27 protein-coding genes and 1 other RNA gene are annotated in these 25,607 nt (G+C 65.8%); 12 read left to right on the top strand and 16 right to left on the bottom strand.

All coding sequences use genetic code 11. From position 1 onward, the window contains the following. Positions 1–14: 14 nt before the first annotated feature. Positions 15–254, top strand: a complete 240-nt coding sequence (locus EO156_RS16565; protein ID WP_016851074.1) for a rubredoxin — start codon at positions 15–17, stop codon at positions 252–254. A gap of 145 nt (positions 255–399) precedes the next feature. Here the strand turns inward: EO156_RS16565 and EO156_RS16560 are convergent, their stop codons facing one another. The 8 genes from EO156_RS16560 to EO156_RS16525 form a co-directional block, all read right to left on the bottom strand. After that, on the bottom strand, positions 400–1,281 hold the full coding sequence (locus EO156_RS16560; protein WP_016851075.1) for a SirB1 family protein: 882 nt from the start codon (positions 1,279–1,281) through the stop codon (positions 400–402). A gap of 169 nt (positions 1,282–1,450) precedes the next feature. Further along, entirely contained in the window at positions 1,451–1,900 is a 450-nt protein-coding gene (locus tag EO156_RS16555) for a DUF192 domain-containing protein (RefSeq protein WP_011052256.1), read from the bottom strand. A gap of 162 nt (positions 1,901–2,062) precedes the next feature. Beyond that, positions 2,063–2,710 carry a ribose-5-phosphate isomerase RpiA gene (gene rpiA, locus EO156_RS16550; RefSeq protein WP_003486114.1) on the bottom strand — a complete coding sequence of 216 codons (648 nt, stop codon included), beginning with the start codon at positions 2,708–2,710 and terminating at the stop codon, positions 2,063–2,065. 103 nt (positions 2,711–2,813) lie between these two features. Further along, positions 2,814–3,284: an EVE domain-containing protein gene (locus EO156_RS16545; protein ID WP_005911942.1), complete on the bottom strand. Its 471-nt coding sequence runs from the start codon at positions 3,282–3,284 to the stop codon at positions 2,814–2,816. Further along, entirely contained in the window at positions 3,281–3,871 is a 591-nt protein-coding gene (locus EO156_RS16540) for a 5-formyltetrahydrofolate cyclo-ligase (RefSeq protein WP_005911939.1), read from the bottom strand. The genes EO156_RS16545 and EO156_RS16540 overlap by 4 nt, the downstream gene beginning before the upstream one ends. Before the next feature lie 331 nt (positions 3,872–4,202). Further along, a non-coding RNA gene (gene ssrS / locus EO156_RS16535) (6S RNA) lies at positions 4,203–4,386 on the bottom strand. A gap of 95 nt (positions 4,387–4,481) precedes the next feature. Next, complete coding sequence (locus EO156_RS16530) at positions 4,482–4,781, bottom strand: cell division protein ZapA (protein WP_003486119.1); 300 nt, start codon at positions 4,779–4,781, stop codon at positions 4,482–4,484. Continuing rightward, entirely contained in the window at positions 4,778–4,999 is a 222-nt protein-coding gene (locus tag EO156_RS16525) for a TIGR02449 family protein (protein ID WP_003486122.1), read from the bottom strand. Before EO156_RS16525 ends, EO156_RS16530 begins: the two co-directional genes overlap by 4 nt. A 235-nt stretch (positions 5,000–5,234) precedes the next feature. On the opposite strand from EO156_RS16525, the gene EO156_RS16520 reads away from it, so the two are divergent. Together EO156_RS16520 and EO156_RS16515 are read left to right on the top strand one after the other, a co-directional pair. Further along, a complete protein-coding gene (locus tag EO156_RS16520) occupies positions 5,235–5,777 on the top strand; it encodes a YecA family protein (RefSeq protein ID WP_005911933.1) in 543 nt (180 codons plus the stop codon). An 8-nt stretch (positions 5,778–5,785) separates the two neighbouring features. Beyond that, positions 5,786–7,114, top strand: coding sequence for an aminopeptidase P N-terminal domain-containing protein (locus EO156_RS16515; protein ID WP_003486126.1), 1,329 nt, complete (start codon positions 5,786–5,788; stop codon positions 7,112–7,114). A 160-nt stretch (positions 7,115–7,274) separates the two neighbouring features. Here the strand turns inward: EO156_RS16515 and EO156_RS16510 are convergent, their stop codons facing one another. From EO156_RS16510 to rph, 8 genes are all read right to left on the bottom strand, one after another. After that, a complete protein-coding gene (locus EO156_RS16510) occupies positions 7,275–7,673 on the bottom strand; it encodes an XVIPCD domain-containing protein (protein WP_005911931.1) in 399 nt (132 codons plus the stop codon). 136 nt (positions 7,674–7,809) lie between these two features. Then, positions 7,810–9,135, bottom strand: coding sequence for a Xaa-Pro dipeptidase (gene pepQ / locus EO156_RS16505; RefSeq protein ID WP_003486129.1), 1,326 nt, complete (start codon positions 9,133–9,135; stop codon positions 7,810–7,812). Positions 9,136–9,341: 206 nt separating this feature from the next. After that, a complete protein-coding gene (locus EO156_RS16500) occupies positions 9,342–9,689 on the bottom strand; it encodes a PilZ domain-containing protein (protein WP_003486131.1) in 348 nt (115 codons plus the stop codon). Further along, complete coding sequence (locus EO156_RS16495; RefSeq protein ID WP_011052249.1) at positions 9,686–12,109, bottom strand: DUF1631 domain-containing protein; 2,424 nt, start codon at positions 12,107–12,109, stop codon at positions 9,686–9,688. The genes EO156_RS16500 and EO156_RS16495 overlap by 4 nt, the downstream gene beginning before the upstream one ends. Positions 12,110–12,415: 306 nt before the next feature. Beyond that, positions 12,416–13,573, bottom strand: coding sequence for a radical SAM family heme chaperone HemW (gene hemW, locus EO156_RS16490; protein ID WP_011052248.1), 1,158 nt, complete (start codon positions 13,571–13,573; stop codon positions 12,416–12,418). Between the two features lie 15 nt (positions 13,574–13,588). Beyond that, on the bottom strand, positions 13,589–14,188 hold the full coding sequence (gene rdgB, locus EO156_RS16485; protein ID WP_003486138.1) for an RdgB/HAM1 family non-canonical purine NTP pyrophosphatase: 600 nt from the start codon (positions 14,186–14,188) through the stop codon (positions 13,589–13,591). Continuing rightward, complete coding sequence (locus tag EO156_RS16480) at positions 14,185–14,577, bottom strand: VOC family protein (protein WP_011052246.1); 393 nt, start codon at positions 14,575–14,577, stop codon at positions 14,185–14,187. The genes rdgB and EO156_RS16480 overlap by 4 nt, the downstream gene beginning before the upstream one ends. Then, positions 14,574–15,299, bottom strand: a complete 726-nt coding sequence (gene rph / locus EO156_RS16475; protein ID WP_005926909.1) for a ribonuclease PH — start codon at positions 15,297–15,299, stop codon at positions 14,574–14,576. The genes EO156_RS16480 and rph overlap by 4 nt, the downstream gene beginning before the upstream one ends. A gap of 109 nt (positions 15,300–15,408) precedes the next feature. Here rph and EO156_RS16470 point away from each other — a divergent pair, with 109 nt between their 5' ends. The 9 genes from EO156_RS16470 to EO156_RS16430 all read left to right on the top strand — a co-directional run bounded on the left by EO156_RS16470 (position 15,409) and on the right by EO156_RS16430 (position 25,399). Continuing rightward, complete coding sequence (locus EO156_RS16470) at positions 15,409–16,269, top strand: YicC/YloC family endoribonuclease (protein ID WP_003486147.1); 861 nt, start codon at positions 15,409–15,411, stop codon at positions 16,267–16,269. A 115-nt stretch (positions 16,270–16,384) separates the two neighbouring features. After that, positions 16,385–16,996 (top strand): guanylate kinase, encoded by a 612-nt coding sequence (gene gmk, locus EO156_RS16465; RefSeq protein ID WP_005921718.1) that lies wholly within the window; start codon positions 16,385–16,387, stop codon positions 16,994–16,996. Between the two features lie 261 nt (positions 16,997–17,257). Further along, a complete protein-coding gene (gene rpoZ / locus EO156_RS16460) occupies positions 17,258–17,557 on the top strand; it encodes a DNA-directed RNA polymerase subunit omega (RefSeq protein ID WP_002812428.1) in 300 nt (99 codons plus the stop codon). A 128-nt stretch (positions 17,558–17,685) separates the two neighbouring features. Beyond that, entirely contained in the window at positions 17,686–19,857 is a 2,172-nt protein-coding gene (locus tag EO156_RS16455) for a bifunctional (p)ppGpp synthetase/guanosine-3',5'-bis(diphosphate) 3'-pyrophosphohydrolase (protein WP_003486157.1), read from the top strand. A 79-nt stretch (positions 19,858–19,936) separates the two neighbouring features. Beyond that, positions 19,937–20,317 carry a RidA family protein gene (locus EO156_RS16450; RefSeq protein ID WP_005911914.1) on the top strand — a complete coding sequence of 127 codons (381 nt, stop codon included), beginning with the start codon at positions 19,937–19,939 and terminating at the stop codon, positions 20,315–20,317. Between the two features lie 20 nt (positions 20,318–20,337). Next, positions 20,338–22,491 carry an ATP-dependent DNA helicase RecG gene (gene recG / locus EO156_RS16445; protein WP_003486161.1) on the top strand — a complete coding sequence of 718 codons (2,154 nt, stop codon included), beginning with the start codon at positions 20,338–20,340 and terminating at the stop codon, positions 22,489–22,491. A gap of 136 nt (positions 22,492–22,627) precedes the next feature. Continuing rightward, positions 22,628–23,566, top strand: coding sequence for a nucleoside hydrolase (locus tag EO156_RS16440; protein ID WP_016848816.1), 939 nt, complete (start codon positions 22,628–22,630; stop codon positions 23,564–23,566). Between the two features lie 71 nt (positions 23,567–23,637). Beyond that, positions 23,638–23,880 carry a type B 50S ribosomal protein L31 gene (locus EO156_RS16435; RefSeq protein ID WP_005911911.1) on the top strand — a complete coding sequence of 81 codons (243 nt, stop codon included), beginning with the start codon at positions 23,638–23,640 and terminating at the stop codon, positions 23,878–23,880. Positions 23,881–24,109: 229 nt separating this feature from the next. Then, the gene (locus tag EO156_RS16430) at positions 24,110–25,399 is read left to right on the top strand and encodes a citrate synthase (protein WP_003486167.1); all 1,290 of its coding nucleotides are present in this window, start codon (positions 24,110–24,112) and stop codon (positions 25,397–25,399) included. The last annotated feature ends 208 nt before the right edge of the window (positions 25,400–25,607 follow it).

Here is a 25,607-nt window from a genome sequence, read left to right as displayed (position 1 = left end):
TCCGAAAGCGGTGGATGGGGTGGGACAATGCAGGCCCACTGTTGCATGGCCGCGATTATCCGATGAGCGAGACATCCACGACCACCTACCGCACCTGGATGTGCGTCGTCTGCGGGTTTCTCTACCACGAGGCCGACGGCATCCCCGAAGAAGGCATCGCCCCGGGTACCCGCTGGCAGGACGTCCCCGACACCTGGACCTGCCCCGATTGCGGCGTGACCAAGGAAGACTTCGAAATGGTGGAGCTCGATTGAGCTGCCGCCAACGGCGTGCAATCAGGCGGTGTTCTCTACCGTGATGCTGTTGCGATGTGGGCACGAGAATGCGTGCGTTGCCGAGAACCACACGGCGATGCCCTATCTGGGTAGCCTGGCCTACCCAGCCAGCGCGTAGACCGGCTCAATGCGCCCGCGCGCGCTGGCTGTTCAATTCCACCAGGTGTTCGTGCAGATGGGCCGCGTCCTGCGCGCCCGGGTTGAGCACCAGGTAGCGCGAGAGATCGTGGCGTGCGCCGTTGCGGTGGCCCAGATGCAGATAGGCCATGCCGCGGTCGCGCAGGGCCTCGGGTTGGTCGGGCACCAGCTTCAGGATGCGGTCGGCGCTGCGGGCGGCGCGGTCCCATTGCTCGGCATCGGCATAGACGCCGTGCAGGTTGCGCAGGATGCGGATCAAGATCGCGCGGTGCGGGGCGGGGTCGAGAATCTGCGCCAGCGCGCGGTCGTCGGGAATTTCGCCGCCCAGATGCGGGCGCGCACGCTCGCGCAGCTCATCCACGCCCAGCGGACGGCCGCCATTGAACGGGTCCATCACCAGCACGCCGTCATCCACCGGCAGACGCACCAGGAAATGGCCGGGAAACGACACTCCCGCCAACGGGATGCCCAGCCGGCGCGCCACTTCGATCTGCACCATCGCCAGCGAAATCGGATTGCCCAGCCGGCGCTCGAACACCTGGTTGAGGTAGCTGTTGCGCGGGTCGTAATACTCGTCGTGATTGCCCGAATAGCCCAGCTCGTCGAACAGGTAGCGATTGACCGCCGCCATCTTCAGCGGCCAAAGATCGATTGCCTCCACTTCCCGGCGCAGATGCTCGACGTGGCTCTGCACCAGCGTGTCGTACAGCCCGGCATCCAGCTGCGGATACTCGTCGCGCGCGATCAGCAGCGCGGTGGACATCAACGGCACCGCATCGTCGTCCAGGCTGGCGAGCGCGGTCCAATGGGGAAGTGGGAGCATGTCGACCATGCTGCCAAGAGTGTCGGCAAGCGGCGCAGGGTTCAAGTCCGGTACTTCCTGACAGGGACATGGGCCGCATGCATGCGTAACGCCGACAGGCGGCGCTGCGTCCGACGGCCGCAGGCGCCGTTCGGGAAGGTGACGCGCAGGTCTCACCCATCGGCAGGCCGCCATGCCCCTGGCTGGCATGGCCCCAGAGCCTGCGCGCAGCCGCTTACTTGAGCGTCGGGATGTCCGGGCTGAAGCGCAGCGTGGCGCCATCCTTGAGGCCGAGCTTGGCGGCCTGGCCGGCATTTAGCTCCAGCACGTAGCGTGCGGGCTGCTTGCTGGGGTAGGGCGGACAGGCGTCGCCGGCCGAACACGGCGGCACATCGCGCTGCTGGGAAACCAGCCGGCGCTGCTCATCGAAATACAGGATATCCAGCGCGATTTTGGTGTTCTTCATCCAGTACGCCATCGGCTCCTGGCGGTCGTGGATGAACAGCATGCCGCGGTCTTGGTCCATGGCATCGCGAAACATCAGCCCCTTGGCGCGATCGGCATCGTTGCGCGCCAGTTCTACCTTGTAGCGCGTGCCTGCCAGTTCCACCCAGCTGTCGCCGCTGCTGGCGCAGCCGCCAAGCAGGACCAGAAGCGCAAGGATCATAAAACGAACACAACGCATGCGGCATACCAACCGGCGAGGATGCCGCACCATCTGCCAAGCGGCCGCGTGCGTCAAGCTGCTGCGGTGCGTTGTGCGGTTGCTGCAAGCGCGATGTGTGCGACCCGCCATCGCTTCGCAATGCGGGCCGTCACTGCGCATGCGAAGGCCCGCACGCGATCCTCAGATCACCCGCGGTGGCTCGCCGCCCACGATCACCACGTCGGCCGGGCGCCGCGCGAACAAACCCACGCAGACCACGCCAGGAATCTGGTTCAAGCTGCGCTCCAGGCCCACCGGGTCGGTGATTTGCAGGTGATGCACGTCCAGCACCACGTTGCCGTTGTCGGTCACCACGCCATCGCGCCACACCGGCTGGCCGCCGGTCAGCGCCAGGATCTGCCGGGCGACCAGGCTGCGCGCCATCGGAATCACTTCCACCGGCAGCGGGAACTTGCCCAGCACCGGCACCTGCTTGCTCGGGTCGACGATGCAGATGAAGCGCTCGCTGGCTTCGGCGATGATCTTTTCGCGCGTCAGCGCTGCGCCGCCTCCCTTGATCAGGCAGCGGTTCGGGTCGCACTCGTCGGCACCGTCCACGTACAGCGACAGATTGCCGGTGTGATTGAGGTCCAGCACCTCGATGCCATGCTGGCGCAGGCGCGCGGTGCTCTGTTCGGAGCTGGACACGGCGCCCTTGATGCGATGGCCGATGCGGCCCAGCGCGTCGATGAAGTAAGCCACCGTCGAGCCGGTGCCCACTCCGACGATCATGCCGTCTTCCACGTAATCGATCGCTTTCTCGGCGGCCAGGCGTTTTGCTTCGGACATGGGTAAGAGCTCGGGATTCGTGATTGGGGAGTCGAGATTCGTCAAGGCGGTGCAACGCGGGCGGGCAGTGGGTCAATCTCCAATGCCCAATCCCGAATCACGGCTATTCCATCGCCAGCAACACTTTCCACTGCGCGGCGGTGACCGGCAGGATCGACAGGCGGTTGCCGCGCGCGATCAGCGGGAAGCCTTCGCCCAGCGCATCGGCCTGTTGCTTGATTTCGTCCAGCGAAATCGTGCGTGTGAGTTTGCGCTCGAACGCCACGTCCACCAGCATCCAGCGCGGGTCTTCGCGCGTGGACTTGGGATCGTGGTAGTCGGAGGACGGGTCGAACTGGGTGTCGTCCGGATACGCCGCGCTCGCCACCTTGGCGATGCCGACGATGCCGGGCACCTTGCAGTTGGAATGATAGAAAAACACGCCGTCGCCCACGTGCATGCCATCGCGCATGAAGTTGCGCGCCTGGTAATTACGCACGCCGTTCCACGGCTCGGTGCCGACACGTTCCAGATCATCGATGGAGAACGTGTCCGGTTCGGACTTCATCAACCAGTAGCGCTTGCGGGCAGTCATTCGGAAACGGTGTCGTCTTTCAGGAAGGTGGCGTGTTCGGTACAAATGGCGTCGACCGCCACATCCCATGCTTCGGAGGGCAGGGCGGGCACCTGCTGCGCAGCGAAACCAACACCGACCAGCCAGGGAGGCGGCGCCTGGCGATGCCGGAACGCGAAGCTGCGATCATACCAGCCGCCTCCCATCCCCAGCCGACGGCACGCCGCATCGAAACCGGTCAGCGGCGTGACCACCAGTGCCATCTCCTCCGGTGCCAGCGTGTCGGCGCGTGCCACGTCCGGCTCCGGAATGCCGTAGCGATTGCTGACCAGCGGCTGGCCCGGCCGCCACGGCGCAAAGCGCAGCACGCGCCCATCCAGTACCGGCAGGCAGTAGCGCAACCCCGCCGGCAGGGCCAGCTGCCAGCGATGCAACCCAATTTCCCCATCCATCGCCCAGTAGCCGGCCACGGCGCCGCCATGCGGTGCGAACGGCAGCGCCAGCAAACGCTCCGCCAACGCATCGGCTGCGGCCAGGCGCTGCGCCGCCGGCAGGCTGCGGCGGTGTGCGCGCAACTGCTGGCGCAACGTATCTCGGTCCTCGGTCATCGGTGTCTCGCAGCGCAATCGGTGTCGCATTGTCGAATGCGCGCACGCGCCTGCCTAGCGTGCGTGCGATGCGGGCCGCAGCTGCGCCTGCGCTGCGGGCGTGCCGATAGAGCCGTACGGTGCGCGCACTGCCGGGACATGTCCCCTGCATCTGCATCTGCACATGCAGGGGCGATGCAGCGTGCGCGTCGCCACACGCGGCAACGCCACCGACACAGCACCAGCGCCGCGACCGCGACCGCAACACACCGGCAGTGCAGCTTCAGCCAGCGCACGTCAGACCGTCAGACGCGCAAAAAGAAACGACGCCCGAAGGCGTCGTTTCAGATTTGCATTCTCCGCCGTGACGATGCGGGCGAAACGACCTTGAACCCGGGGTTCAAGTGGGGACGTTGTGAGGCCATCGGGCTTCCCGCTACAAGGCGGACTTGCACACCCGGCTTCGTCGCGCCCCCGTGGTCGTAATTAAGGGACAAGGCGAATGTTTTGCACGCTGTCGTTTACCGCAGAGAACGCAGGGGAATTATAGACCTCTGTGCCGCGATGGCTAGCCCACTCGTCGGTCAGCGGGCTTGAGGATTCATATTTGCGATGGCAGTGCGAATTCCACTCAGCGCGGTGTGTCGGCAACGCTGTCGAGCCGGCGATTCAAGGTGTCCAGCGTATTGGCCAGCTCGCGATCGTAGAGCGCCTGCTGTTCGCGCAATTGCTGCAACTCATGCGCCAGATTGAGCGCAGCCAGCACCGCGACACGATCCACTGCCGCCATGCGATTGCTGCCGCGGATCTCACGCATGCGTAGATCCAGCAGCCGCGCGGCAGCGGTGAGACTTTCGCGCTCGTCTGCCGTCACGCCCACCGTGTATTCACGATCCAGAATACGCACGCTGACCGGTTCGTTGTTGCTCACGTGTGCTGCTCCAATGACTTCAGGCGGGCGATCATCGCTTCCACCCGCGAGCGCGCCTGCTCGTTCTTGGTCAACAGTTGCGAGCGCTCGCCGATGAGTTGCTCCTGTTGATGACGCAAGCTGCGATTCTCGTCGGTGAGCCGTTGGGTACGCTCCACCAACGCCTCCACGCGGGCGGCGAGTGCGCGGATCTGAGCGAGGGCGGCAGCGTTGTCCATGCGCTCACGATAGGGGCGCGTGCGCGGGGTGGTCAAGCGCCCACGCCTGCCCCGATTCCCAGCGTCAGCACAAGCCCTGCAAGGCCTGGCACAGGATCCAGGCAAGCCGGCATCGCAGGCGTGGATGCGCACTGACATGCGCAGATCGCGGCCCACGCAGGCCGCCTTGGTACACTGGGAAGTCACATCGCCGGCCGTGCGCCGGCACCTTTCGCTCTTCAGCCTGGATGACCCAATGGATCTGCCCGACGTAACCGCTGTGCAACACGAAAGCCGCCAGCTCGCGCTGGCGTCCTCTGCAGCGGAGTTGCATGGCGGGCTGTGCGGGTGGCTCTCCGGCGGCGGCGCCGACAGTGCCGACTGGCTGGCGCGCATTCTGGCCGACAGCGGTCAGGTGGCACCCAAGCAGGGTGGGGCGCTGGATCAGCTGCGGCAGGCCACCGTGGCGCAACTGGAAGACCGCGATTTCGCCTTCGAGTTGCTGCTGGTCGAAGACGGCGCCCCGTTGCCGGCGCGCACCGATGCGTTGTTCGACTGGTGCCGCGCCTTTCTGGGCGGCTTCGGCCTGGCTGCGCAGCAGCGTCCGGCGCTGAGCGAAGAAGGCGAGGAAGCGCTGCAGGATCTGGCGCGTCTGGCGCAGGCCTCCAGCGACGACTTCGATACGGCCGACGAGGACGACACCGCATTGGCCGAGATCGAAGAATTCGTGCGCGTGGCGGTGCTGTTGCTGCATGGCGACTGCGTGATGGGGCCGCGCTTTCGCCAGCGTCTGAACTGACTGCCGGCATGAAGAAGCTCACCGGGATTGGCGCGGCCGAGTACGCGCGCCGGCGCAAGCAGCTGATGCAAATGGCGGGCGAGCAGGCGATTCTGATCTTGCCGGCCGCGCCTGAGCGCGTGCGTAGCCACGACACGCATTACCCGTATCGACAGGATTCGGATTTCTGGTATCTGAGCGGGTTTCCGGAGCCCGAAGCGGTGCTGGTGCTGGTGCCCGGCCGCAAGCATGGCGAAGCGATTCTGTTCTGCCGCGAACGCGATGCCGGGCGCGAAGCCTGGGATGGCCCGCGCGAAGGTCAGGAAGGTGCGGTGGAACGCTACGGCATGGACGATGCGTATCCCATCGACGATGTCGACGAGATCCTGCCCGGCCTGCTGGAAGGGCGTAGCCGCGTGTACTACCACTTCGGGCGCGATGTCGATTTCGATCTGAAATTGATCGGCTGGCTCAAACGCGTGCGCGAGCAGGTGCGCCACGGGGCGCAGCCGCCGCACGAATTCCTCGAGCTCGGGCATCTATTGCACGAGCAGCGCCTGTTCAAATCACGCGACGAAATCGCGCTGATGCAGCAGGCTGCCGACATCAGCGTGCGCGCGCACCGTGCAGCGATGCGGCTGGCGCGGCCGGGTGTGCATGAATACGAACTGCAGGCCGAGGTCGAGCGCGAATTCCGCGCTGCCGATGCATGGCCGGCATACGGCAGCATCGTCGGCACCGGCAGCAACGCCTGCGTGCTGCACTACCGCGCCAACAATGCGCGCAGCCGCGATGGCGAGCTGGTGCTGATCGATGCCGGTGCCGAATATCGCGGCTATGCGGCCGATATCACCCGCACCTTTCCGGTCAACGGCCGCTTCACGCCAGCGCAGCGTGCACTGCACGATCTGGTCGGTGCTGCGCAGGCGGCTGCGCTTGCACAGGCGCGCCCCGGCGCGGCGTACGAAGCCGGGCATCTGGCGGCGGTGGAAACCCTGACCGAAGGCCTGCTGCGCCTGGGGCTGCTCAAGGGCAAGCTCGAGCGCAACATCGACGATGGACACTACAGGCGCTTTTATCGGCACAAGACCGGCCACTGGCTGGGCCTGGATGTGCACGATGTGGGCGACTACCGGCTGGCCGGCGATTCGCGGCTGCTCGAGCCCGGCATGGTGTTCACCATCGAGCCGGGGCTTTACGTATCGGCCGACGACACTTCGGTAGAGGCCAAGTGGCGCGGCATCGGCATTCGCACCGAAGACAATGTGCTGATCACTGCCGATGGCCATCGCGTACTGACCGATGCGCTGGCGCGCAGTGCCGACGAGATCGAAGCGGAGATGGCCGGCGGCGCGTGAGCGCCGGCGCGGGTAGGTGGCAAGGACCGACACGACGTGGCGGGCGTCATGACGTAAGCCGCAGGCGCAGCGCGATTGCGGCAGTCGTGCCGTGGCGCACGCCGATTCCCGGCATCGGCTGCACGTGCCTGGCGGCTGCGCAGGCCTATGTTGGCTGCAGTTATTGGCCCAGCTGCGGCGCCTGCGTGCGTTCGGGCTGTCGCACTGGCTCGCTCGGCCCGCCGAGTTGACGCGCGCGCTCGAACGATTGCTCTTCCGGCGTGGCCAGCGCCTGTTCGGTTTTCATGTGCGCGCGCAGATGCGCCGGGTTGGCCGGATCGCCCTGCACCACGAACACGTTCTCGCCGCCGTGCACGCCGCGATTGTTCGCTTCGCTCATCAGTACATGATCCACGCGCGACAGCCCACCTTCCTTGGCCAGTGGCAACAAGGCGGCGGTGAGGCGTGCGCTGGTCTGGTCGGGGGCGCGGCCGTGCGCCGCATCGATCGCATGCACGCCGCGTTCGATCTGTTGATACATCGGGTGGTCCGGGTGCGAGCTCTGGCGGGGGTCGTTCATGGCGGTGTTCCGTGTGGTGGTGTCCGAACGTTGCGGGGCGTGATCGGGTGGTGGATGGCGCGGCTGATAGCCCCTTCAGGCGTTGGCCATGCCGGCCCGGGACTCCAACCGTGGCGTGGTCAGGCGCGCCTGATGCTCATGCGGCGGCGAAGACCGGGCGGGTCAGATTTTCCGCGCTGCCGTCGGTGCACACCACCTCATCTTCGATGCGAATGCCGCCGTATGGCTTGAACGCTTCCACGCGCTGCCAGTCGACGCTGGCGGCGTGGCCGTTCTTCTTCACTTCGTCCAGCAGCATGTCGATGAAGTACACGCCAGGCTCGATCGTGACCACCATGCCGGGCTCCAGCACGCGGGTCAGGCGCAAATACGGGTGGCCGGGCGGGCGTTCGATGCGGCCGCCGCGGTCGCTGGCGGCAAAACCGGCTACATCGTGCACTTGCAGGCCGATCAGATGGCCCAGGCCGTGCGGGAAGAACGCAGCGCTGACGCCGGTGGCCAAGGCCGCTTCCGGCGAGACGGTCAGGATGCCGAACTCCTTGAGGATGCCCATCAACGCCAGATGCGCGTCGATGTGCAGCTGCTTGTAGTCCACGCCGGCGCGCACGTTCTGGCCCATGCGCAGCTGGGCGGCATCCACCGCATCGATCAGCGCCTGAAAGTCGCTGTCGGGGTCGGCCGCGTAGGTGCGGGTGATGTCGCTGGCGTAGCCGTATGCGGAAGCGCCGGCGTCGATCAGGAAGCTACGCAGCGGTTGCGGCGGCTGCTGGCCCAGTTCGGTGTAGTGCAGCACCGCGCCGTGTTCGTTGAGCGCGATGATGTTGCCGTACGGCAAGTCATTGGCGTCCTGGCCCACTGCCGCGCAATACGCCATATGGATGCCGAATTCGCTCTGTCCGGCGCGGAACGCTGCTTCCGCAGCGCGATGGCCGCGCACCGCCAGTTGCTGGGCGATGCGCAGCAATGCCAGCTCGTAGGGCGTCTTGAACGCGCGCTGGTATTCCAGGTAATCGAGCACCGGCTGCGGGTTGTTCGGCACATACGCACCGAGCGTGCTGTGTGGCTCGCCGAGAATCGCGCAGCGCTCAGCGTGTTTGGGCAGCAGCGCCAGCGCCTGGTCCGGGGTGCGGATGATGTGGATGTCGCAGTGATCGACCCACCAGCCGCTGGGCGCGTCGGGCACCACATGCCAGTAGTCGAACGGCTGATAGAAGATCACCGTCGGGCGCTTGCCCGGCGTGTAGACCAGCCAGCTGTCGGGGACCCGTGTCAGCGGTACCCAGGCCTTGAACTGCGGGTTCACCGCGTAGGGGTAATCGCGGTCGTCGAACAGCTGGTAATGCGTGCTGCCGCTGGGAACCACCAGATGCTCGAAACCGCCGCGTTGCAGCGCTTCGTCGGCGCGCGCGGTGAGGGTGCGCAGGTGGTCGGAGTACAGGCTGCTCAGGGAGGGCTGGGGCATGCGGGGCTCGATCGGCAATGCAAAGGCGATGCGCAGTTTGCCGCAATCCCTGCAATGGCGCTGTGTCCTTGCATGGCCGACAACCAAGGTGCAATCGTCAAAGGGCGGCGGCTGGCCCGAAGGCACAACGGTGGGCGCATCGTGCCTGCTGCGCCACGTATCGGCAGCGCCCGCTTGGCCATTGCGCAGCCGTGTGCCGGCCGCGCTTACCCGGCCAGATGTTCTTCGGCGATCCAGGCGCGCAGACGCTGCCGGTGCGGCTCGGACATGGTCAGGAAGCGGAAGCCCGCCCAGGCCTGTCCGGGGGCGTGTGCGGCTTCGGACCACAGCAGATGCACGCCGACATCGATCTCGGTCGCGCGGCCGACCCGCTCGGGCAGCGAAAAGCGCAACTGGTACAAGGCATCGTCGTGCAGGGGCACCGAGGCCAACAACAGCATGCCGGTTTCGGACACATTGCCGACCCGGCCGATCTGCGCCTCGCTGAGCGTGTCGATGACCGGCAGCAGGTCGGTCGGCTGGCGGCGCGGTGCGCGGCGGGTGTCCTGGATCATGGCTGGGCCTCGGCGACAGGCGACTGGCCGGCCAGGCTGCGCAGCGTGCGCACGGTGGCATGCCAGGCGCGATCGATCAGACGCGATTTTTCTTCCACCACCAAACGTGCCTGCCCACCGGCCATCAGCCGTGCCAGGCTGTCCAGCGAGTGCTCGCCCACCTTCTGCCCACGCTGATTCACGAACAGCGCGTTGCCGGTCATCGGGCTGTACCAGGACAGGCGTTGCCGGCGCAGGTCACCTTGCTGGTTGACCACGAATTCGAACCAGGTGCCGAACGGCAAGCTGCGCACCTGCAGGTAGCACTCCTCTTCGGCAGGCGTGCGCGGCGTGGCCGCCTGCTTGCGCGGAGCGCTGTCGCCCTGGTCGCCAAGCCGCGCGCGTGCCTTGAGTTTGGCGGCGAGCTCGGTGCGCGAGGTCACCTCGTCCTCGCCACCGGGCGTGGACAAGCGCCGTGCGATCGCCGCTGCTTCATCGTGGTGATACCCCACCTGCAGCAACGCGGTTTCCACCTCGGTGCCCAGCGCGATGTCGATGGGCTGGCCCTTGCTGCGACAGGTGACCTCGCCAATGCGTGCGGTCAGCGCCTGGCGTTCGTCCCATTCGGGCGACTGCTCGCCCTGCCGCAGCAAGGTCAGCGTGAGCACGTCCGACCAGGCCTGGCGCAGCAGCGATTGCACGAAGCGCGGCGGCGCGCTTTGTTCGCACAGCTGCTCGATGCGCGATTCGGCCTGCTGCTTGGCAGATTCCAGCCGCTCCTTTCCGCGCGCAGCATCCACATGCCGTCGCTCGGCCACCTCGGCCTTGCGCGCGAGGGTGCGCAGATGCGCCTGAATATCGTCGTTGGCCGCGGCGAAAACAGCCTCGTCGCCTTGATAGTCGTTGACGATCTTGTCGACCGCGCTGCCCAGCTTGTGCAGCAGGTGCGGGTCGGCATCGTCCTCGCCCAGCCACACGGCACCGGACTCGGCCACGGTGTTGAGCAATTCGCGCACCGGGTGCTGGTCGCGCACGAAAAAGTGCGCGTCGGCTAGCGCCGCGCGCACCACCGGCACCTGCAACTTGGCCAGCAACGCCTGGGCGGGAGCTTGCTCGCGCACTTCGCGCTGCATTTGCGCATAGAGCAGGCCGAGCAGGTCGAAGGTGTCGTTGTCCTGCGGCGATAGCGCGGCATCGGGGCCGTGCTGGCGGCGCAGCACCTCCAGCACCTGGCGCTGCACCGCATCGATGCCGGATGCCTGTGGCGTTGCTGCCGCCTGCGTGGCCAGCGCACCTTGCAGGCTGGCCAAGGCATCGCCAAGCGCCGCCTTGGGTACCGCAGCGGCGGCGCTGTGCTGCGATGCCTGGGCGACAGCGGCAAGCGAGGTGGGAGAGGGCGCCGTGACCTCGTGATGGGCGAGCGCCCCCGCGCCTGCGTGGCTTGCGTGCACCGCTGCCTGCGATTGCCGTGCCGATGCCATCAAGCCGCCCAGCGCCTGCACTGCATCGCTGAGCGCCGGCGACAGCGCGGGTGGGGCGATTGCCAGTGCTGGTGGCGCGGCAGCGGGATCCAGCAAGGCGCTCTGCCACGCCGTCGGTGCGGCTTGGCCTGCCCAGCCGGTGGCCGGCCGCGGCATGCGCGGGCCCGCACCGGGCTTGTTCATTGCGGCAGCGTCTTTCGACCCAGGCGCCGCTGCCGGCGGCGCACGCCGCGTCTGCACCTGCGTGGGTTTGACCAGATACGGGTGATAGACCAGCCCCGGCAGGATGCCTTCCTGGGCCAGCGCGCTGTTTGCACTTTCGAACAGGTCGCCCAGTCGGTCCATCACCTGGCGCTCGAACACCTTGTACAGGGTCAGCTGTCCATCCAGGCTCAGCCCCAGCGTTTCCCCGCACCGACGCACGATGCGGCATAGCGCGTACGGGCCAAGCGGCAATTCTTCCAGTTCGAATTCGGGTACCGTACCGATCACCGCCAGGCGCTGCGCCAGCAAGAGCAGTGCATTGGCGCGCCGCGATGTCTCGCGACGTGCGATGTCGCTCAGCACGATGTCGCGGTCGATATCGGTGTCTTCGACCAGGGTCAGCATCTGTGTTTGCGCAGACGTATCGGTCGATGGTGTCAGTACCGGGCGTTCACGCAGGCTGGCCAGCGCTTGCGCCAATTCCTGCAGGAATGCCTGCGGGAAGCGATCGATGTGATCGCGCAGGCCGCGCATCTGCGCGTAGGTTTCAGCCTGGATCTGGCTATTGCGCGCATGCTCGGCCTGATGCAATAGCTCGCGTTCCAGCTCGACCACGGTCAGCCGCAGCGGTCCGCCCAGCGCCTGCACGCACTGCGCGTGCAGCATGCCGAGCAATCGCCGGCCGCGCGCGGACACCGGCGCATCGGCAATCGGGCCGCTAACTGCAGGTTGTATGGGAGACACGTGCATGGACATCCGGGGGGGGAGGCTGGCTCGGTTCAAAGCGTGAGCTATGTAGCATGTTTTTTCGCTGACCGCGCGGCACCGGCGCGCGCCGGCGCATCCTGCCCGCGCTGTCTCAGCCGGCGGTCATGCGGGTATGCGCCCCGGCCGTACGGCCGATCCACCGGCGATGCCGGGGCGCCCAGACCGCTCGCACGTCGCGCACGGTCGTCAGCCAGGCGTGGATGGCGCACTGGACGCACTGTGCGCAGGCGGTACATGCCGATGCCAAGCGCCCGGCCACGCCGACCTGGCAGTGAGCGCAGTCGCTCGCTGCGCCTAGACCAGGAACAACTCGACCACATCATTGGTGAAACGCCGTCCCAGCTCGGTCGGCACCACGCGCCCGTCTTGCTGCCTCATCCAGCCCTTTGCCACTGCGCGCGCCAGCGGCGCCTCGATGGCGCAGGCCGCAAGGCCAGTCGACGCCTCGAAATCGCTTAGCCGGAAGCCCTCATGCAGGCGCAGCAGATTGAGCATGTATTCGAACGGCAGCCGTTCGCCCGGTACGATTTCATCGCCGCCGATGGATGCAGCAGTGCCGGCGCTGGCCAGATAGCTCTGCGGATGCTTGTGCTTCCAGCGCCGCAGCACGTGCGCTTCGGCACCGGAGCTGATCTTGCCGTGCGCGCCCGCGCCGATGCCCAGGTAATCGCCGAACCGCCAGTAGTTGAGGTTGTGCGCGCACTGCCGCCCCGGCTTGGCATATGCGCTGACTTCGTACTGGGCGTAGCCGGCGTCGGCCAGCAGGCCTTGGCAGTGTTCCTGGATATCCCAGGCGGCATCGTCGTCGGGAATGCCCTTGGGCGGCCGCGCGAAGAACACCGTGTTCGGCTCCAGCGTGAGCTGGTAATGCGACAGGTGCGCCGGCTGCAGCGCGAAGGCGCGCTCCAGATCGTGCTCGGCCTGCATCAGCGTCTGCTCGGGCAGTGCGTACATCAGGTCGATGTTGAAATTATCGTAGCCGGCGTCCTGCGCCAGTTTGATCGCGCGCTCGGCTTCGGCGCTGTCGTGAATACGGCCGAGTCGCTGCAGCGCCACATCGTCGAAGGTCTGCACACCGAAGCTCAGGCGATTCACGCCAGCAGCGCGGTAATGCTCGAAACGGCCATGCTCGGCGGTACCGGGATTGGTTTCCAGGGTGATCTCAAGATTCGGGGCAAAACGCAGCCGCGCCGCTGCTGCCTGCAGAAAGCGGTCGATCGCCTGCGGCGGAAACAGGCTGGGCGTGCCGCCGCCGAAGAACACCGAATGCACCACGCGGCCCCAGACCAACGGCAGGTCCGCATCCAGGTCGCGGATCAGCGCGTCCACGTACGCCTCGAACGGCAATGCGCCCTTTGCCGCATGCGAGTTGAAATCGCAGTACGGGCATTTGCGCACGCACCAGGGCAGGTGCACGTAGAGCGACAGCGGCGGTGGAATCAGCTGGGGCATTGCGCGAGGCGTGCCTTACAGCGACATCGCATGCAGCTTGTGCTGCAGCGTGGCCAGGGCGACCGCACGATGGCTCAGGCGGTTCTTCAACGCGGTGTCCATCTCCGCCGCGGTCAGGCCATACACCGGATCCAGAAACACCGGGTTGTAGCCGAAGCCGCCATCGCCGCGCGGTTGCGTGGTGATCACCCCTTCCCAGCTGCCTTCGGCGATCAGCGGCTGCGGATCTTCCGGATGCCGCAGCAACACGATCACCGCATAAAACCGCGCGCTGCGGCGATCGCTCGGAACCTCGCGCATCGCGTCGAGCAACTTGGCGTTGTTGGCCAACGCGTTGGTCGGGCTGCCGGCATAGCGCGCGCTGTACAGACCGGGTGCGCCATCCAATGCATCCACGATCAGCCCCGAATCATCGGCCAGCGCCGGCAAGCCGGTCACTGCGCTGGCATGGCGCGCCTTGATCAGGGCGTTCTCGACGAAGGTCAGGCCGGTTTCCGGAACATCTTCCACGCCGAGCTCGCCTTGCGCGACGACGCGCAGCGGCAGGCCGGCCAGCATGGCGCGCAGTTCTTCCAGCTTGCCGGCGTTGCCGCTGGCCAGGACCAGTTGTTTCATTGCTTTGGCTCCAGTAGATCCCACTTGGTGCCGTACAGATCGCGGAAGACCACGACCGTGCCGTACGGCTCTTCGCGCGGGGTTTCCAGAAATTCCACGCCGAACGCCTGCATGGCCGCGTGGTCGCGCCAGAAGTTATCGGTGTAGAGGAAATGATCCACCCGTCCACCGGTCTGGTCGCCGATGCGCGAGCGTTGCGCGGCATTGGCCGGCTGCGCCAGCAGCAAGGCAGCATCGTCTGCGCCGCCCGGTCCGATCACGACCCAGCGCTTGCCGTCATCGAGCGGGCGATCCTGCAGCACGCCGAAACCCAGCGCGCCGGTGTACCAGGCAATGGCCGCATCGTAATCGGCAACCAGCAAGGTGGTCAGGGCGATACGACGGCTCATCCGGCCAGCGCAGCGCGTTGCAGTGCGAACAACTCGCCCATGCCTTTTTCGGCCAGGGCGAGCAGCGCGTTGAGTTCGTCGCGACGGAAGGCGTGGCCTTCGGCCGTGCCCTGCAGTTCGATGAAGCCGCCGCCGTCGTTCATCACCACATTCATGTCGGTATCGCAGTCGCTGTCTTCCGGGTAATCCAGATCCAGCACCGGCTCACCACGATAGATGCCGACCGACACCGCAGCCACCGCGCCGATCAGCGGGTGCTTCTTGATGTCGCCGCGCTTGATCAGCAGGTTCACCGCATCGGCCAGCGCCACGTACGCGCCGGTGATGGCCGCGGTGCGGGTGCCGCCATCGGCCTGCAGCACGTCGCAGTCCAGGGTGATGGTGCGCTCGCCAAGTGCATTGCGGTCCACGCAGGCGCGCAGCGCGCGGCCGATCAGACGCTGGATTTCCAGCGTGCGGCCGCCCTGCTTGCCGCGCGCGGCCTCGCGGTCGGAACGGGTGTGGGTGGAGCGCGGCAACATGCCGTATTCGGCGGTGACCCAGCCTTCGCCCTTGCCGCGCAGGAAACCCGGCACGCGGTTTTCCACGCTGGCGGTGCACAGCACGCGGGTGTCGCCGAAGCTGACCAGCACCGAGCCTTCGGCATGGCGGGTGAAGGAGCGTTCGATGCGCACCGGGCGCAGCTGGTCGGCCGTGCGGCCGCTGGGACGGGAAAAGGTCATGCGATGAGTCCGGAAGTCGGGAGGTGGGTCTGGCGCCACTGCGCAGCGTGCAGGCAGCCGGCGAGGGCGGCTAGGGTACCATTCGCGCTTTGACGGCACGGGATTGACGATGATCCGAAGCATGACTGCGTTTGCTGGCAGCGAACGCATCACACCCTGGGGCACGCTCGGTTGCGAGCTGCGCTCGGTCAACCACCGCTTTCTGGAAGTGGGTGTGCGTCTGCCCGAGGAATTGCGTGCGCTGGAACCGCTGCTGCGCGAGCGCGTGGCGGCAAAAAACAGCCGTGGCAAGCTGGATCTGACCCTGCGCCTGCGCGCGCCCGACAATGCGCAGACGCTGGCGGTCAACGAATCGCTGCTACAGCAACTGGGTGCGCTGGCCACGCGGCTGGATGGCGTGTTCCCCAAATTGCAGGTCGGCTTCACCGACCTGCTGCAGCTGCCCGGCGTGCTGCAGGTGCAGGACGTGGACGCCCCCGCGTTGCAGGCGCAGGCGGTGGCGTTGCTGGAGGAAGTGGTGGGCAGCTTCGTGATCGCGCGCGAGCGCGAAGGCGCCAAGCTGGCCGAGGCGATCAGCGAACGGGTGGATGCCATCGAACGCATCGCAGCGGAGGTGCGCATCCTGATTCCGGTGATTCGCGAAGGTCAGCGCGCCAAGCTGGCCGCCCGCCTGGCCGACCTGCCGCATCCGGTCGACCCGGGCCGTGCCGAGCAGGAATTGGTGCTGTGGCTGCAGAAGCTCGATGTGGACGAGGAGCTGGACCGCCTGTCCAGCCACATCGCCGAAATCCGCCGGGTGCTCAAGCAGCGCGAGCCGGTCGGTCGCCGCCTGGACTTCCTGCTGCAGGAGTTCAACCGCGAGGCCAATACGTTGGGCTCCAAGTCGGTGGACAGCCGCACCTCCAATGCCGCCGTGGATCTGAAGGTGTTGATCGACCAGATCCGCGAGCAGGTGCAGAACATCGAATAGCCGGGAATAGGCGATCGGGAATGGGGAATCGTCAAAGCGGGTACGATGCATCCCCTCGGCCTGCTTGCTTGGCGCGGTGCCCCATTCCCTATTCCCGACTCTCTATTCCCTAAAAATGCGCGGCACTCTCTATATCGTTGCGGCCCCCTCGGGCGCCGGCAAGAGCAGCATCGTCAACGCCACCCTGGCACGCGACCCGAAGATCGCCCTGTCGATCTCGTTCACCTCGCGCGCGCCGCGGCCGGGCGAACGCCATGCCGAGCACTACCATTTCGTCTCCGCCGACGAGTTCCAGGGCATGATCGAAGCGGGCGATTTCTTCGAATACGCGCTGGTGCATGGCGACTGGAAGGGCACTGCGCGGCAGTCGGTGGAGCCGCAGCTGGCCGCCGGCCACGACGTCTTGCTGGAAATCGACTGGCAGGGCGCACGCCAGGTGCGCCAGAAGGTGCCCGATGCGGTCAGCGTCTTCATCCTGCCGCCCTCGCGCCAGGCGCTGGACGAGCGCATGCGCAAGCGCGGGCAGGACAGCGAGGTCGTCATGGCGCAACGCCTGGCCGCCGCCCGCGAAGAGATGCTGCATTTCGAAGAGTTCGATTACGTGATCATCAACGAGACCTTCGATACGGCGGTTTCGGAGATGTGCGCGATCTTCACCGCCAGCCGGCTACGTCGGCAGGCGCAACAGCAACGGCACGCCGGATTGATCCAGGCGCTGCTGGATTAAGCGCCGCTGGCAAGGCTGCGCTGATCACCGACGGGCGCAGCCGCCGCGCGAGGCGACATCTATCCGCTTGCACTGCGTTCAGAACGCGCCGGTCGCACCAGCGACGGCTCAGGACGGTTTCCTGGTGGCTCAAAACGGCTCAAACTGCTGATTCCAAAGGAAACTGAATGGGTGGCGGTTGCTGCGACGCCGGCCGGAGCGTACACTCCGTCCCCTTTCCCTCATTCGATGCGCGGCCGTCGCTGGTCGCCGGGAGCCCGCATGGCCCGCATTACCGTAGAAGATTGCCTGGAAGTCGTGAACAACCGTTTTGAGCTGGTCATGATGGCCTCCAAGCGCGCCCGTCAGCTCGCCAACGGCGTGCAGCCGCTGATCGAGAATGCCGACGCCAGCGACAAGCCCACCGTGATGGCACTGCGCGAGATCGCCGCACGCCGGATCGACAACGCGCTGATCGATGAAGTCGAGAAGGCCGAACGCGAGCGTGCCGAACGCGAAGCGCTGGAATGGGCCGCCGCCGAAGTGGTCGCCGACGAAGACATGTCCAAGAACGACGATTGATTTCCGGCATCGCTGCGATCGATCAGAACAGCCCGCCTCGACGCGGGCTGTTTTCGTTTTCGGTCCCGGCAATACGCATGCGTGTGCAAATGTTTGCCGAGACTGCACGGCTGGCATAGTCTTCCGGCATGAACCCAGGCCCCACTGCCCAGGCGACCGTCGTGACGTCTCCGTCTTCCGACCAGGCCATCCCCGACTACGTCCTGCATCTCGAACGCGCGGCCAGCTACCTGCCCAAGGAGCAGCTGCCGATCCTGCGGCGTGCCTGGGAAGTGGGTGCCACCGCGCATGCCGGGCAGACCCGCAAGTCGGGCGAGCCGTACATCACCCACCCGGTGGCGGTGGCTGGCGTGCTGGCCGAGCTGGGCCTGGACATGGAATCGCTGATCGCCGCGATCCTGCACGACACCATTGAAGATACGCCGCTGACGCGCGAAGAACTGGCGTCCGAGTTCGGCGAAGCAGTGGCCGAGCTGGTCGATGGCGTCACCAAGCTGGACAAGCTCAAGTTCCGCGACCGTCAGGAAGCGGCAGCGGAAAGTTTCCGCAAGATGCTGCTGGCGATGTCGCGCGATCTGCGCGTGATCATGATCAAGCTGGCCGACCGCCTGCACAACATGCGCACGCTCGGCGCGCAGAGCACCGAGGCGCGCGGCCGCATCGCACGCGAGACGCTGGAGATCTACGCACCCATCGCGCAGCGCTTGGGCATGAGCCTGATCAAGTCCGAATTGCAGAATCTGGGCTTTCGCGCGTTGTATCCCTGGCGCCACGCCATCATCGAAAAGCACATCCGCAGCCAGCCGGTGGTGCGGCGCGAATCGATGGCGCAGGTGGAAGTGCAGCTGTCGCAGCGGCTGGCCAAGGAAGGGCTGGAGCATCGGCTGGTCAGCCGCATCAAGACGCCGTGGAGCATCTATTCCAAGATGCACGAAGAGAACAAATCCTTCGACCAGGTGATGGACGTGTTCGGTTTCCGGCTGGTAGTGCGTTCGGTGGCCGATTGCTATCACGCGCTGGGCGCAGTGCATGCCAGCTTCAAGCCACTGGATGGGCGCTTCCGCGATTTCATCGCAATCCCTAAGGCCAATGGCTACCAGTCGCTGCACACCGTGTTGTTCGGACCGTACGGCTCGCCGATCGAAGTACAGATCCGCACCGAAGAGATGGACCTGATCGCCGAACGCGGCGTGGCGGCGCACTGGACCTACAAGGTCGGCTCGGCTTCGCCCAACAGCGCGCAGAGTCGCGCGCACGACTGGATCGTGGAACTGATCGATTCGCAGCGCGCCGCCGGCTCGTCGCTGGAATTCCTGGACAACGTCAAGGTCGACCTGTTTCCGGACGAGGTCTATCTGTTCACGCCCAAGGGCAAGATCCTGGCGTTGCCGCGCAATTCCACCGCACTGGATTTTGCCTACGCGGTGCATACCGACGTGGGCAATCGCGCCGTGGCCTCGCGCGTGGACAAGAAGCTGGTGCCGTTGCGCACCAAGCTGGTCAGCGGGCAGGCGGTGGAGATCATCACCGCACGCTCGGCCACGCCCAAACCGCAGTGGCTGGAATTCGTGGTCAGCAGCAAGGCGCGCACGGCGATTCGTCACCAGCTCAAGCAACTCGAGCACGAAGATGCCGTGCAGTTGGGCCACCGCATGCTGGACCGCGCGCTGGAAGCGATGGACTCCTCGCTGGAGCGGCTGCCCAAGGGGCGCCTGGACGCCTTCCTCAACGAGCACCGCTACCCGCGTCTGGAAGCGCTGCTGGCCGATGTGGCGCTTGGCAACTGGATGCCCAATCAGGCCGCGCAGGCGCTGATGGCTTACGCGGAATTGCGTGGCGGCGGCCTGTCCAAGCATTCGCACGAAAAGATCCTGATCGACGGCAGCGAGCGCGGCGTGATCAGTTTCGCCAATTGCTGCCAGCCGATTCCCGGCGATGAGATCATGGGCTACCACACCGCCGGCAAGGGCATCGTGGTGCACCGCCTGGACTGCCCGAACCTGGCGGAACTGCGCAAATCGCCCGAGCGTTGGGTGCCGATCGACTGGGACTCCAACGTGACCGGCGATTACGACACCGCGCTGGTGGTCGAAGTGGAAAACCGCACCGGCGTGCTGGCGCAGTTGGCGGCAGCCATCGCGCAGAGTCAGTCCAATATCGAGCGCGTGGACTATCTGGATCGCGACTTCAACGCAGCCGTGCTGCGCTTCAACATCCAGGTGCGCGACCGCCGCCATCTGGCTGAAGTGATGCGCCGGCTGCGGCGCCTGCACGTGGTGCAGAGCGTCGGGCGCCAGTAGCGCCTGGCGCGCTCGCGCAACAGTCGAGCAAATCCGCACAAAGGCCTAAACTGCGGCAACCCTTTGCAGTGGAGTTGCCATGTCCCAGATCATCCATACCGACCAGGCGCCTGCCGCCATCGGCCCGTATTCGCAGGCCGTGCGTGCCGGCAACACCGTGTATTTCTCCGGCCAGATCCCGTTGGATCCGGCCACCGGCGAGATCGTGCCAGGCGACATCGGTGCGCAGGCGCGGCGTGCGTTCGACAACCTCAAGGCAGTGGCCGAAGCGGCCGGCGGCTCGCTCGACAAGATCGTGCGCCTGGGCCTGTATCTCACCGACCTGGGGCAGTTCGCTGCCGTCAACGCGGTGATGCAGGAGTATTTCCAGGCGCCGTTCCCGGCGCGTTCGACCATCGAAGTCTCCGGCCTGCCCAAGGGTGCCGGCTTCGAGGTCGATGCAGTGATGGTGATCGAGTGATCCTGCACCGCTGATCGGCCGTGTCGCGCACGCGCGTCGTCACACCGAGCCTGGCCGTCGCCGGCCAGGCTCGGCTGTCCAGCCTGCCCGGTGTCGGCCCGAAAGTGGCCGACAGGTTCGCTGCGCGCGGCATCCTGAGCGTGCAGGACCTGTGGCTGCATCTGCCGCTGCGTTACGAAGACCGCACGCGCTTGACCACCATCGCGCAGCTGCAAGGTGGCGTGCCGGCCCAGATCGAAGGGCGTGTGGACGCGGTGGAACGTGGCTTCCGTTTCCGGCCGGTGCTGCGCGTGGCAGTGTCCGACGCGTCGTATGGCACGCTGGTGCTGCGCTTCTTTCATTTCCGCGCCGCACAGGTGGCGCAGTTCGCCGTCGGCACACGTGTGCGGGTGTTCGGCACACCCAAGCCCGGCCAGCACGGCTGGGAGATCGTGCACCCCAGTTACCGCGTGCTCGCGCCGGACGAAGATGCCGGGTTGGGCGACAGTCTGGATCCGGTGTATCCGGTGCTCGAAGGCGTTGGCCCGGCGACGTTGCGCAAGCTCATCGGTCAGGCGCTGGAGCGTCTGCCGCCCGAAAGTGCGCTGGAATTGTTGCCACCGCATTGGCTGCAGGACGAGCGACTGCCCTCATTGCGCGCGGCGTTGCTCACCATGCATCGCCCGCCGGTCGGTACTGATCCACAGCAACTGCTCGCCGGAGGCCACCCGGCCCAGCAGCGCCTGGCGATCGAGGAATTGCTGGCACACCAACTCAGCCTGCGCCGGCAACGCATCGCATTGCAACGTCTGCACGCGCCCAGCCTGCCCGGCAACGGCACATTGGTGCAGCAATTGCGCAAGGCGCTGCCGTTCCAGCTGACCGGTGCGCAACAACGGGTGTTCGAGCAGATTGCGCATGACCTTGCGCAGCCCTCGCCGATGCTTCGGCTGGTACAGGGCGATGTCGGCAGCGGCAAGACCGTGGTCGCCGCACTGGCGGCAATGTTGGCGGTGGAGCAGGGCAAACAGGTCGCACTTGCCGCGCCCACCGAATTGCTGGCCGAGCAGCACCTCACCAATCTGCGTGGCTGGTTGGAACCCTTGGGCATCCGCATCGTCTGGCTGGCTGGCAAGGTCACCGGCAAGGCGCGCGCTGCAGCGATGGCCGAGGTCGCCTCCGGTCAGGCGCAGGTCGTGGTCGGCACGCATGCGTTGATGCAGGAAGCAGTGGTCTTCCACGATCTGGCGTTGGCCATCATCGACGAGCAACACCGCTTCGGCGTGCATCAGCGCCTTGCGCTGCGCGACAAGGGGGCGGCCGCGGGCAGCGTGCCGCATCAACTGGTGATGACCGCCACGCCCATCCCGCGCACATTGGCGATGTCTGCTTACGCAGATCTGGATGTTTCGGCCATCGACGAATTGCCGCCTGGCCGCACGCCGGTGCAGACGATCGTGCTGAGCGCGGAGCGCCGGCCCGAGTTGGTCGAACGTATCCGCGCCGCCTGTGCCGAAGGGCGGCAGGCGTATTGGGTGTGCACGCTGATCGAAGAAAGCGAAGAGCCCGGGAAAGGCGCGCAAGGCCAGCAAGGCGGCCCGCCACGCATCGAAGCGCAGGCGGCCGAAGTCACCTTCGAGACCTTGTCGGCGCAGTTGCCGGGCGTGCGGGTGGCGCTGGTGCACGGCCGTATGAAGCCGGCCGAGAAGCAGAAGGCCATGCTGGATTTCAAGCAAGGCCGTAGCGACCTGTTGGTGGCCACCACCGTGATCGAAGTCGGCGTGGACGTGCCCAATGCATCGTTGATGATCATCGAAAATGCCGAGCGGCTTGGCCTGGCCCAGTTGCACCAGTTGCGCGGCCGGGTCGGTCGCGGTGCGGCCGCTTCCAGTTGCGTGTTGCTGTACCAGGCGCCGTTGTCGATGATGGCGCGTCAGCGTCTGGAGACCATGCGCCAGACCAACGACGGTTTCGTGATCGCGGAGAAGGATCTTCAATTGCGTGGCCCGGGCGAATTGCTGGGCACCCGGCAAACCGGTCTGGCGAGTTTCCGCATCGCCGATCTGGCGCGCGATGCAGGGCTGTTGCCGCGCGTGCAGTTACTGGCCGAGCGGCTGCTGGACGAAGCGCCAGACATTGCCGACCGCGTGGTCGAACGCTGGATCGGCGGCGCGGTGCGTTACGCGGCCGCGTGAGCGGCGGGAATCGGGAATCGGATTGGGGAATCGTAAAAGCAAAGGCTGCTGGCCCTGTGCAACCTGGGCGTTCGCGTGACCGGCCGATCCTTGCGAAGATGCGGCAACGAATCCCGAATGCCCGTTCCCGAATCCCATGACAAAAAAAATACCGCTGCTGATCGACACGGACCCCGGCGTGGACGACGCCTTGGCGCTGCTGATGGCCTTCAACGACAACCGCCATGAGGTCGTCGGCCTGACCATCGCCGCCGGCAACGTGGGCTTGGAGCACACCGTGCGCAACGCCTTGAAGGTCTGCGAGATCGCTGGCCGTCCCGATGTGCCGGTCTACGCCGGCTGCCCGCAGCCATTGCTGCACCCGTCGGTGGATGCGGCACACGTGCACGGTCTCGACGGATTCGGCGATGTGGGCCTGGCACCGGCCAAGCGCACCGCCGAGGCCGAACACGCCGCGCTCGCCATCCTGCGTCTGTCGCACGAACACGCCGGCAAGCTGCTGCTGGTGGCGCTCGGTCCACTGACCAATCTTGCCCTGGCACTCACTCTGGACCCGACCCTCCCGCAACGCGTGGCGCGGCTGGTGGTGATGGGCGGGGCGTTGACCGGGCACGGCAATATCACCGCCGCGGCCGAGTTCAACATCGGGTTCGACCCGGAAGCGGCGCATATCGTGTTCCGCGGTTTTCCGCAGTTCGACGTGGCCGATTGGGAGGCCACCATTGCGCACGGGCTACTGCACCGGGACGTGGAGCACTGGCTGGCGGCCGATTCTGCCCGCGCCCGGTTCTACGAGGAGATCTCGCGCAAGACCCGGCTGTGGTCCGAAGACAGCCGCGGCGAGTACTGGTATGCCGCCGACGCGCTGGCGATGGCTTTCGCCTTGCACCCGGAAGGCGCGCAGCGGCTGGAGCAGCGCCCGGTACACATCGAACTGTCCGGTGCGCATACCCGTGGCATGACCCTGGTGGACTGGAACCGGCAGGGCGGGGCGCCTGACAATGCCAATCTGCTGCTGGCCTATGACATCCAGCAGTTCTACCGGCTCGTAGGGGCGGCGCTGGCGGCGAACTGAGGCGACCTTGCGCCGGCTGCCTGGGCGCAGCTATAATGCTCGGCTTATCCAGGCAGCCCGGCGCCAAGTCCATGAAAGATAACGTTCATCCCAATTACAAAGACGTCGTCTTTCACGACGTGACGTCCGATTTCAAGATTCTGACCCGTTCCACCATGACCTCGAAAGAGACCGTGAAGTGGGAAGACGGCCAGGAATATCCGCTGATCAAGGTGGAAATTTCCTCGTCCTCGCACCCGTTCTATACCGGCAAGCACAAGGTGATCGACACCGGCGGCCGTATCGACAAGTTCCAGAAGCGCTACGCGCGCTGAACTTGCAGGACGGGCTGTACCGGCAGCGGCCGCGCATTGCGCGGCCGTTGTTTTTTGCGGCACTGAACGTTTCGCCTGTATGCCTGGCGCGACGCGTCTACGACTTCTGTCCAAGCGACGGCCAAAATGCTGCTGTGCGATAATGGCCTGATCCGAGGCGATGCCTTGGACTTCCATCACGTGCCTGCCCATGTGGGATCAGGCGCCTTCCACTGAAGGAGCGTACACAGTGTCCGATCTTGATCAGGTCACGCTCAACGCCGGCGACAAGTCGGTCGTTCTGCCGGTTCTCAAGCCCACGCTTGGCAATGATTGCGTCGATATCTCCAAGCTGACCAAAGAAACCGGTCTGTTCACCTACGACTCGGGCTTCACCGCCACCGCCAGCTGCAAGTCGGCCATCACCTACATCGATGGCGACAATGGCGTGTTGCTGTATCGCGGCTACCCGATCGAGCAGCTGGCCGAAAAGTCCAGCTTCCTCGAGGTCTCGTACCTGCTGATGAACGGCGAACTGCCGACGGCGGACGAATTCAAGAAGTTCGACCACGAAGTGACGCATCACACCATGATGCACGAGTCGCTGAAGAACTTCCTCGGTGGTTTCCGTCATGACGCGCACCCGATGGCCATGCTGGCCGGCTCGGTCGCCTCGCTGTCTGCGTTCTACCATGACACCCTGGACCTCAACGATCCGGAGCAGCGCCGTCAGGCCGCCATCCGTCTGATCGCCAAGGTGCCGACCCTGGCGGCTGCCGCGTACCGTTATTCGATCGGCTGGCCGATCCGCTACCCGCGCAACAACCTGAACTACGTCGATCGCTTCCTGCACATGATGTTCGAAGTGCCGAGCGAGCCGCTGGAGATCAATCCGGTCGTTGCCAAGGCCCTGGATCTGCTGTTCATCCTGCACGCCGACCACGAGCAGAACGCCTCGACCTCGACCGTGCGTCTGGTCGGTTCGACCGGTGCCAACCCGTATGCGTCGGTCGCCGCCGGTATCACCGCGCTGTGGGGTCCGGCACACGGTGGCGCCAACGAAGCCGTGCTGAAGATGCTGGAAGAGATCGGCACCGCCGACAACGTCGAATCCGCCGTGGCCAAGGCCAAGGACAAGAATTCCTCGTTCCGTCTGATGGGCTTCGGTCACCGCGTCTACAAGAACTTCGACCCGCGCGCCAAGATCATCCGTGAGATGACCCACAAGGTGCTGGGCGAGCTGGGCGTGAACGACCCGCTGCTGGAAGTGGCGCTGAAGCTGGAAGAGGCCGCGCTGAAGGACGACTACTTCGTGCAGCGCAAGCTGTACCCGAACGTCGACTTCTACTCGGGCATCATCTACAAGGCGCTCAATATCCCGGTGGAAATGTTCACCGTGATGTTCGCCATCGCACGCACCGCAGGCTGGGTGTCGCATTGGCTGGAACAGCAGGTCGACCCGGAAATGAAGATCGGCCGTCCGCGCCAGATCTACACCGGCTACGACAAGCGCGATTACACCGACAGCGCCAAGCGCTGATCGGTCCACGCGTACCTGCGTAAACGAACGCCCCGCATTGCGGGGCGTTTGCATTTGGACGGTTGCCTGGCAGTCGATCTTCCAACAAAGCGGGACGCTGTCGTGGCGAGTGCAAACCCGCGACCGGCGGCGCATGGCACGATGGTTCGTCCAGTAGTGCCGGGCCCGAATAAAACGAGCGCTGCCGCAGTGGCGTTGCGACGCCGGC

Origin of the sequence: Xanthomonas sp. DAR33341 (genome assembly GCF_003992815.1) — a bacterium.
Classification (GTDB): Bacteria; Pseudomonadota; Gammaproteobacteria; order Xanthomonadales; family Xanthomonadaceae; genus Xanthomonas; species Xanthomonas cissicola.
Note: the sequence above shows the minus strand (reverse complement) of the source record. Positions and strands in the feature narration are given on the sequence as shown.

Coding starts and splice junctions, on each gene's coding strand:
- EO156_RS16470 (WP_003486147.1), top strand. CDS start 15,409: ATGATCCGAAGCATGACTGCGTTTGCTGGCAGCGAACGCATCACACCC.
- EO156_RS16545 (WP_005911942.1), bottom strand. CDS start 3,284: ATGACTGCCCGCAAGCGCTACTGGTTGATGAAGTCCGAACCGGACACG.
- rpoZ (WP_002812428.1), top strand. CDS start 17,258: ATGGCCCGCATTACCGTAGAAGATTGCCTGGAAGTCGTGAACAACCGT.
- rdgB (WP_003486138.1), bottom strand. CDS start 14,188: ATGAAACAACTGGTCCTGGCCAGCGGCAACGCCGGCAAGCTGGAAGAA.
- EO156_RS16440 (WP_016848816.1), top strand. CDS start 22,628: ATGACAAAAAAAATACCGCTGCTGATCGACACGGACCCCGGCGTGGAC.
- EO156_RS16435 (WP_005911911.1), top strand. CDS start 23,638: ATGAAAGATAACGTTCATCCCAATTACAAAGACGTCGTCTTTCACGAC.
- pepQ (WP_003486129.1), bottom strand. CDS start 9,135: ATGCCCCAGCCCTCCCTGAGCAGCCTGTACTCCGACCACCTGCGCACC.
- EO156_RS16495 (WP_011052249.1), bottom strand. CDS start 12,109: ATGTCCATGCACGTGTCTCCCATACAACCTGCAGTTAGCGGCCCGATT.
- EO156_RS16540 (WP_005911939.1), bottom strand. CDS start 3,871: ATGACCGAGGACCGAGATACGTTGCGCCAGCAGTTGCGCGCACACCGC.
- gmk (WP_005921718.1), top strand. CDS start 16,385: ATGCGCGGCACTCTCTATATCGTTGCGGCCCCCTCGGGCGCCGGCAAG.
- EO156_RS16500 (WP_003486131.1), bottom strand. CDS start 9,689: ATGATCCAGGACACCCGCCGCGCACCGCGCCGCCAGCCGACCGACCTG.
- EO156_RS16525 (WP_003486122.1), bottom strand. CDS start 4,999: ATGGACAACGCTGCCGCCCTCGCTCAGATCCGCGCACTCGCCGCCCGC.
- EO156_RS16515 (WP_003486126.1), top strand. CDS start 5,786: ATGAAGAAGCTCACCGGGATTGGCGCGGCCGAGTACGCGCGCCGGCGC.
- EO156_RS16565 (WP_016851074.1), top strand. CDS start 15: ATGGGGTGGGACAATGCAGGCCCACTGTTGCATGGCCGCGATTATCCG.
- EO156_RS16555 (WP_011052256.1), bottom strand. CDS start 1,900: ATGCGTTGTGTTCGTTTTATGATCCTTGCGCTTCTGGTCCTGCTTGGC.
- EO156_RS16455 (WP_003486157.1), top strand. CDS start 17,686: ATGAACCCAGGCCCCACTGCCCAGGCGACCGTCGTGACGTCTCCGTCT.
- hemW (WP_011052248.1), bottom strand. CDS start 13,573: ATGCCCCAGCTGATTCCACCGCCGCTGTCGCTCTACGTGCACCTGCCC.
- EO156_RS16480 (WP_011052246.1), bottom strand. CDS start 14,577: ATGAGCCGTCGTATCGCCCTGACCACCTTGCTGGTTGCCGATTACGAT.
- rph (WP_005926909.1), bottom strand. CDS start 15,299: ATGACCTTTTCCCGTCCCAGCGGCCGCACGGCCGACCAGCTGCGCCCG.
- rpiA (WP_003486114.1), bottom strand. CDS start 2,710: ATGTCCGAAGCAAAACGCCTGGCCGCCGAGAAAGCGATCGATTACGTG.
- EO156_RS16510 (WP_005911931.1), bottom strand. CDS start 7,673: ATGAACGACCCCCGCCAGAGCTCGCACCCGGACCACCCGATGTATCAA.
- EO156_RS16520 (WP_005911933.1), top strand. CDS start 5,235: ATGGATCTGCCCGACGTAACCGCTGTGCAACACGAAAGCCGCCAGCTC.
- EO156_RS16450 (WP_005911914.1), top strand. CDS start 19,937: ATGTCCCAGATCATCCATACCGACCAGGCGCCTGCCGCCATCGGCCCG.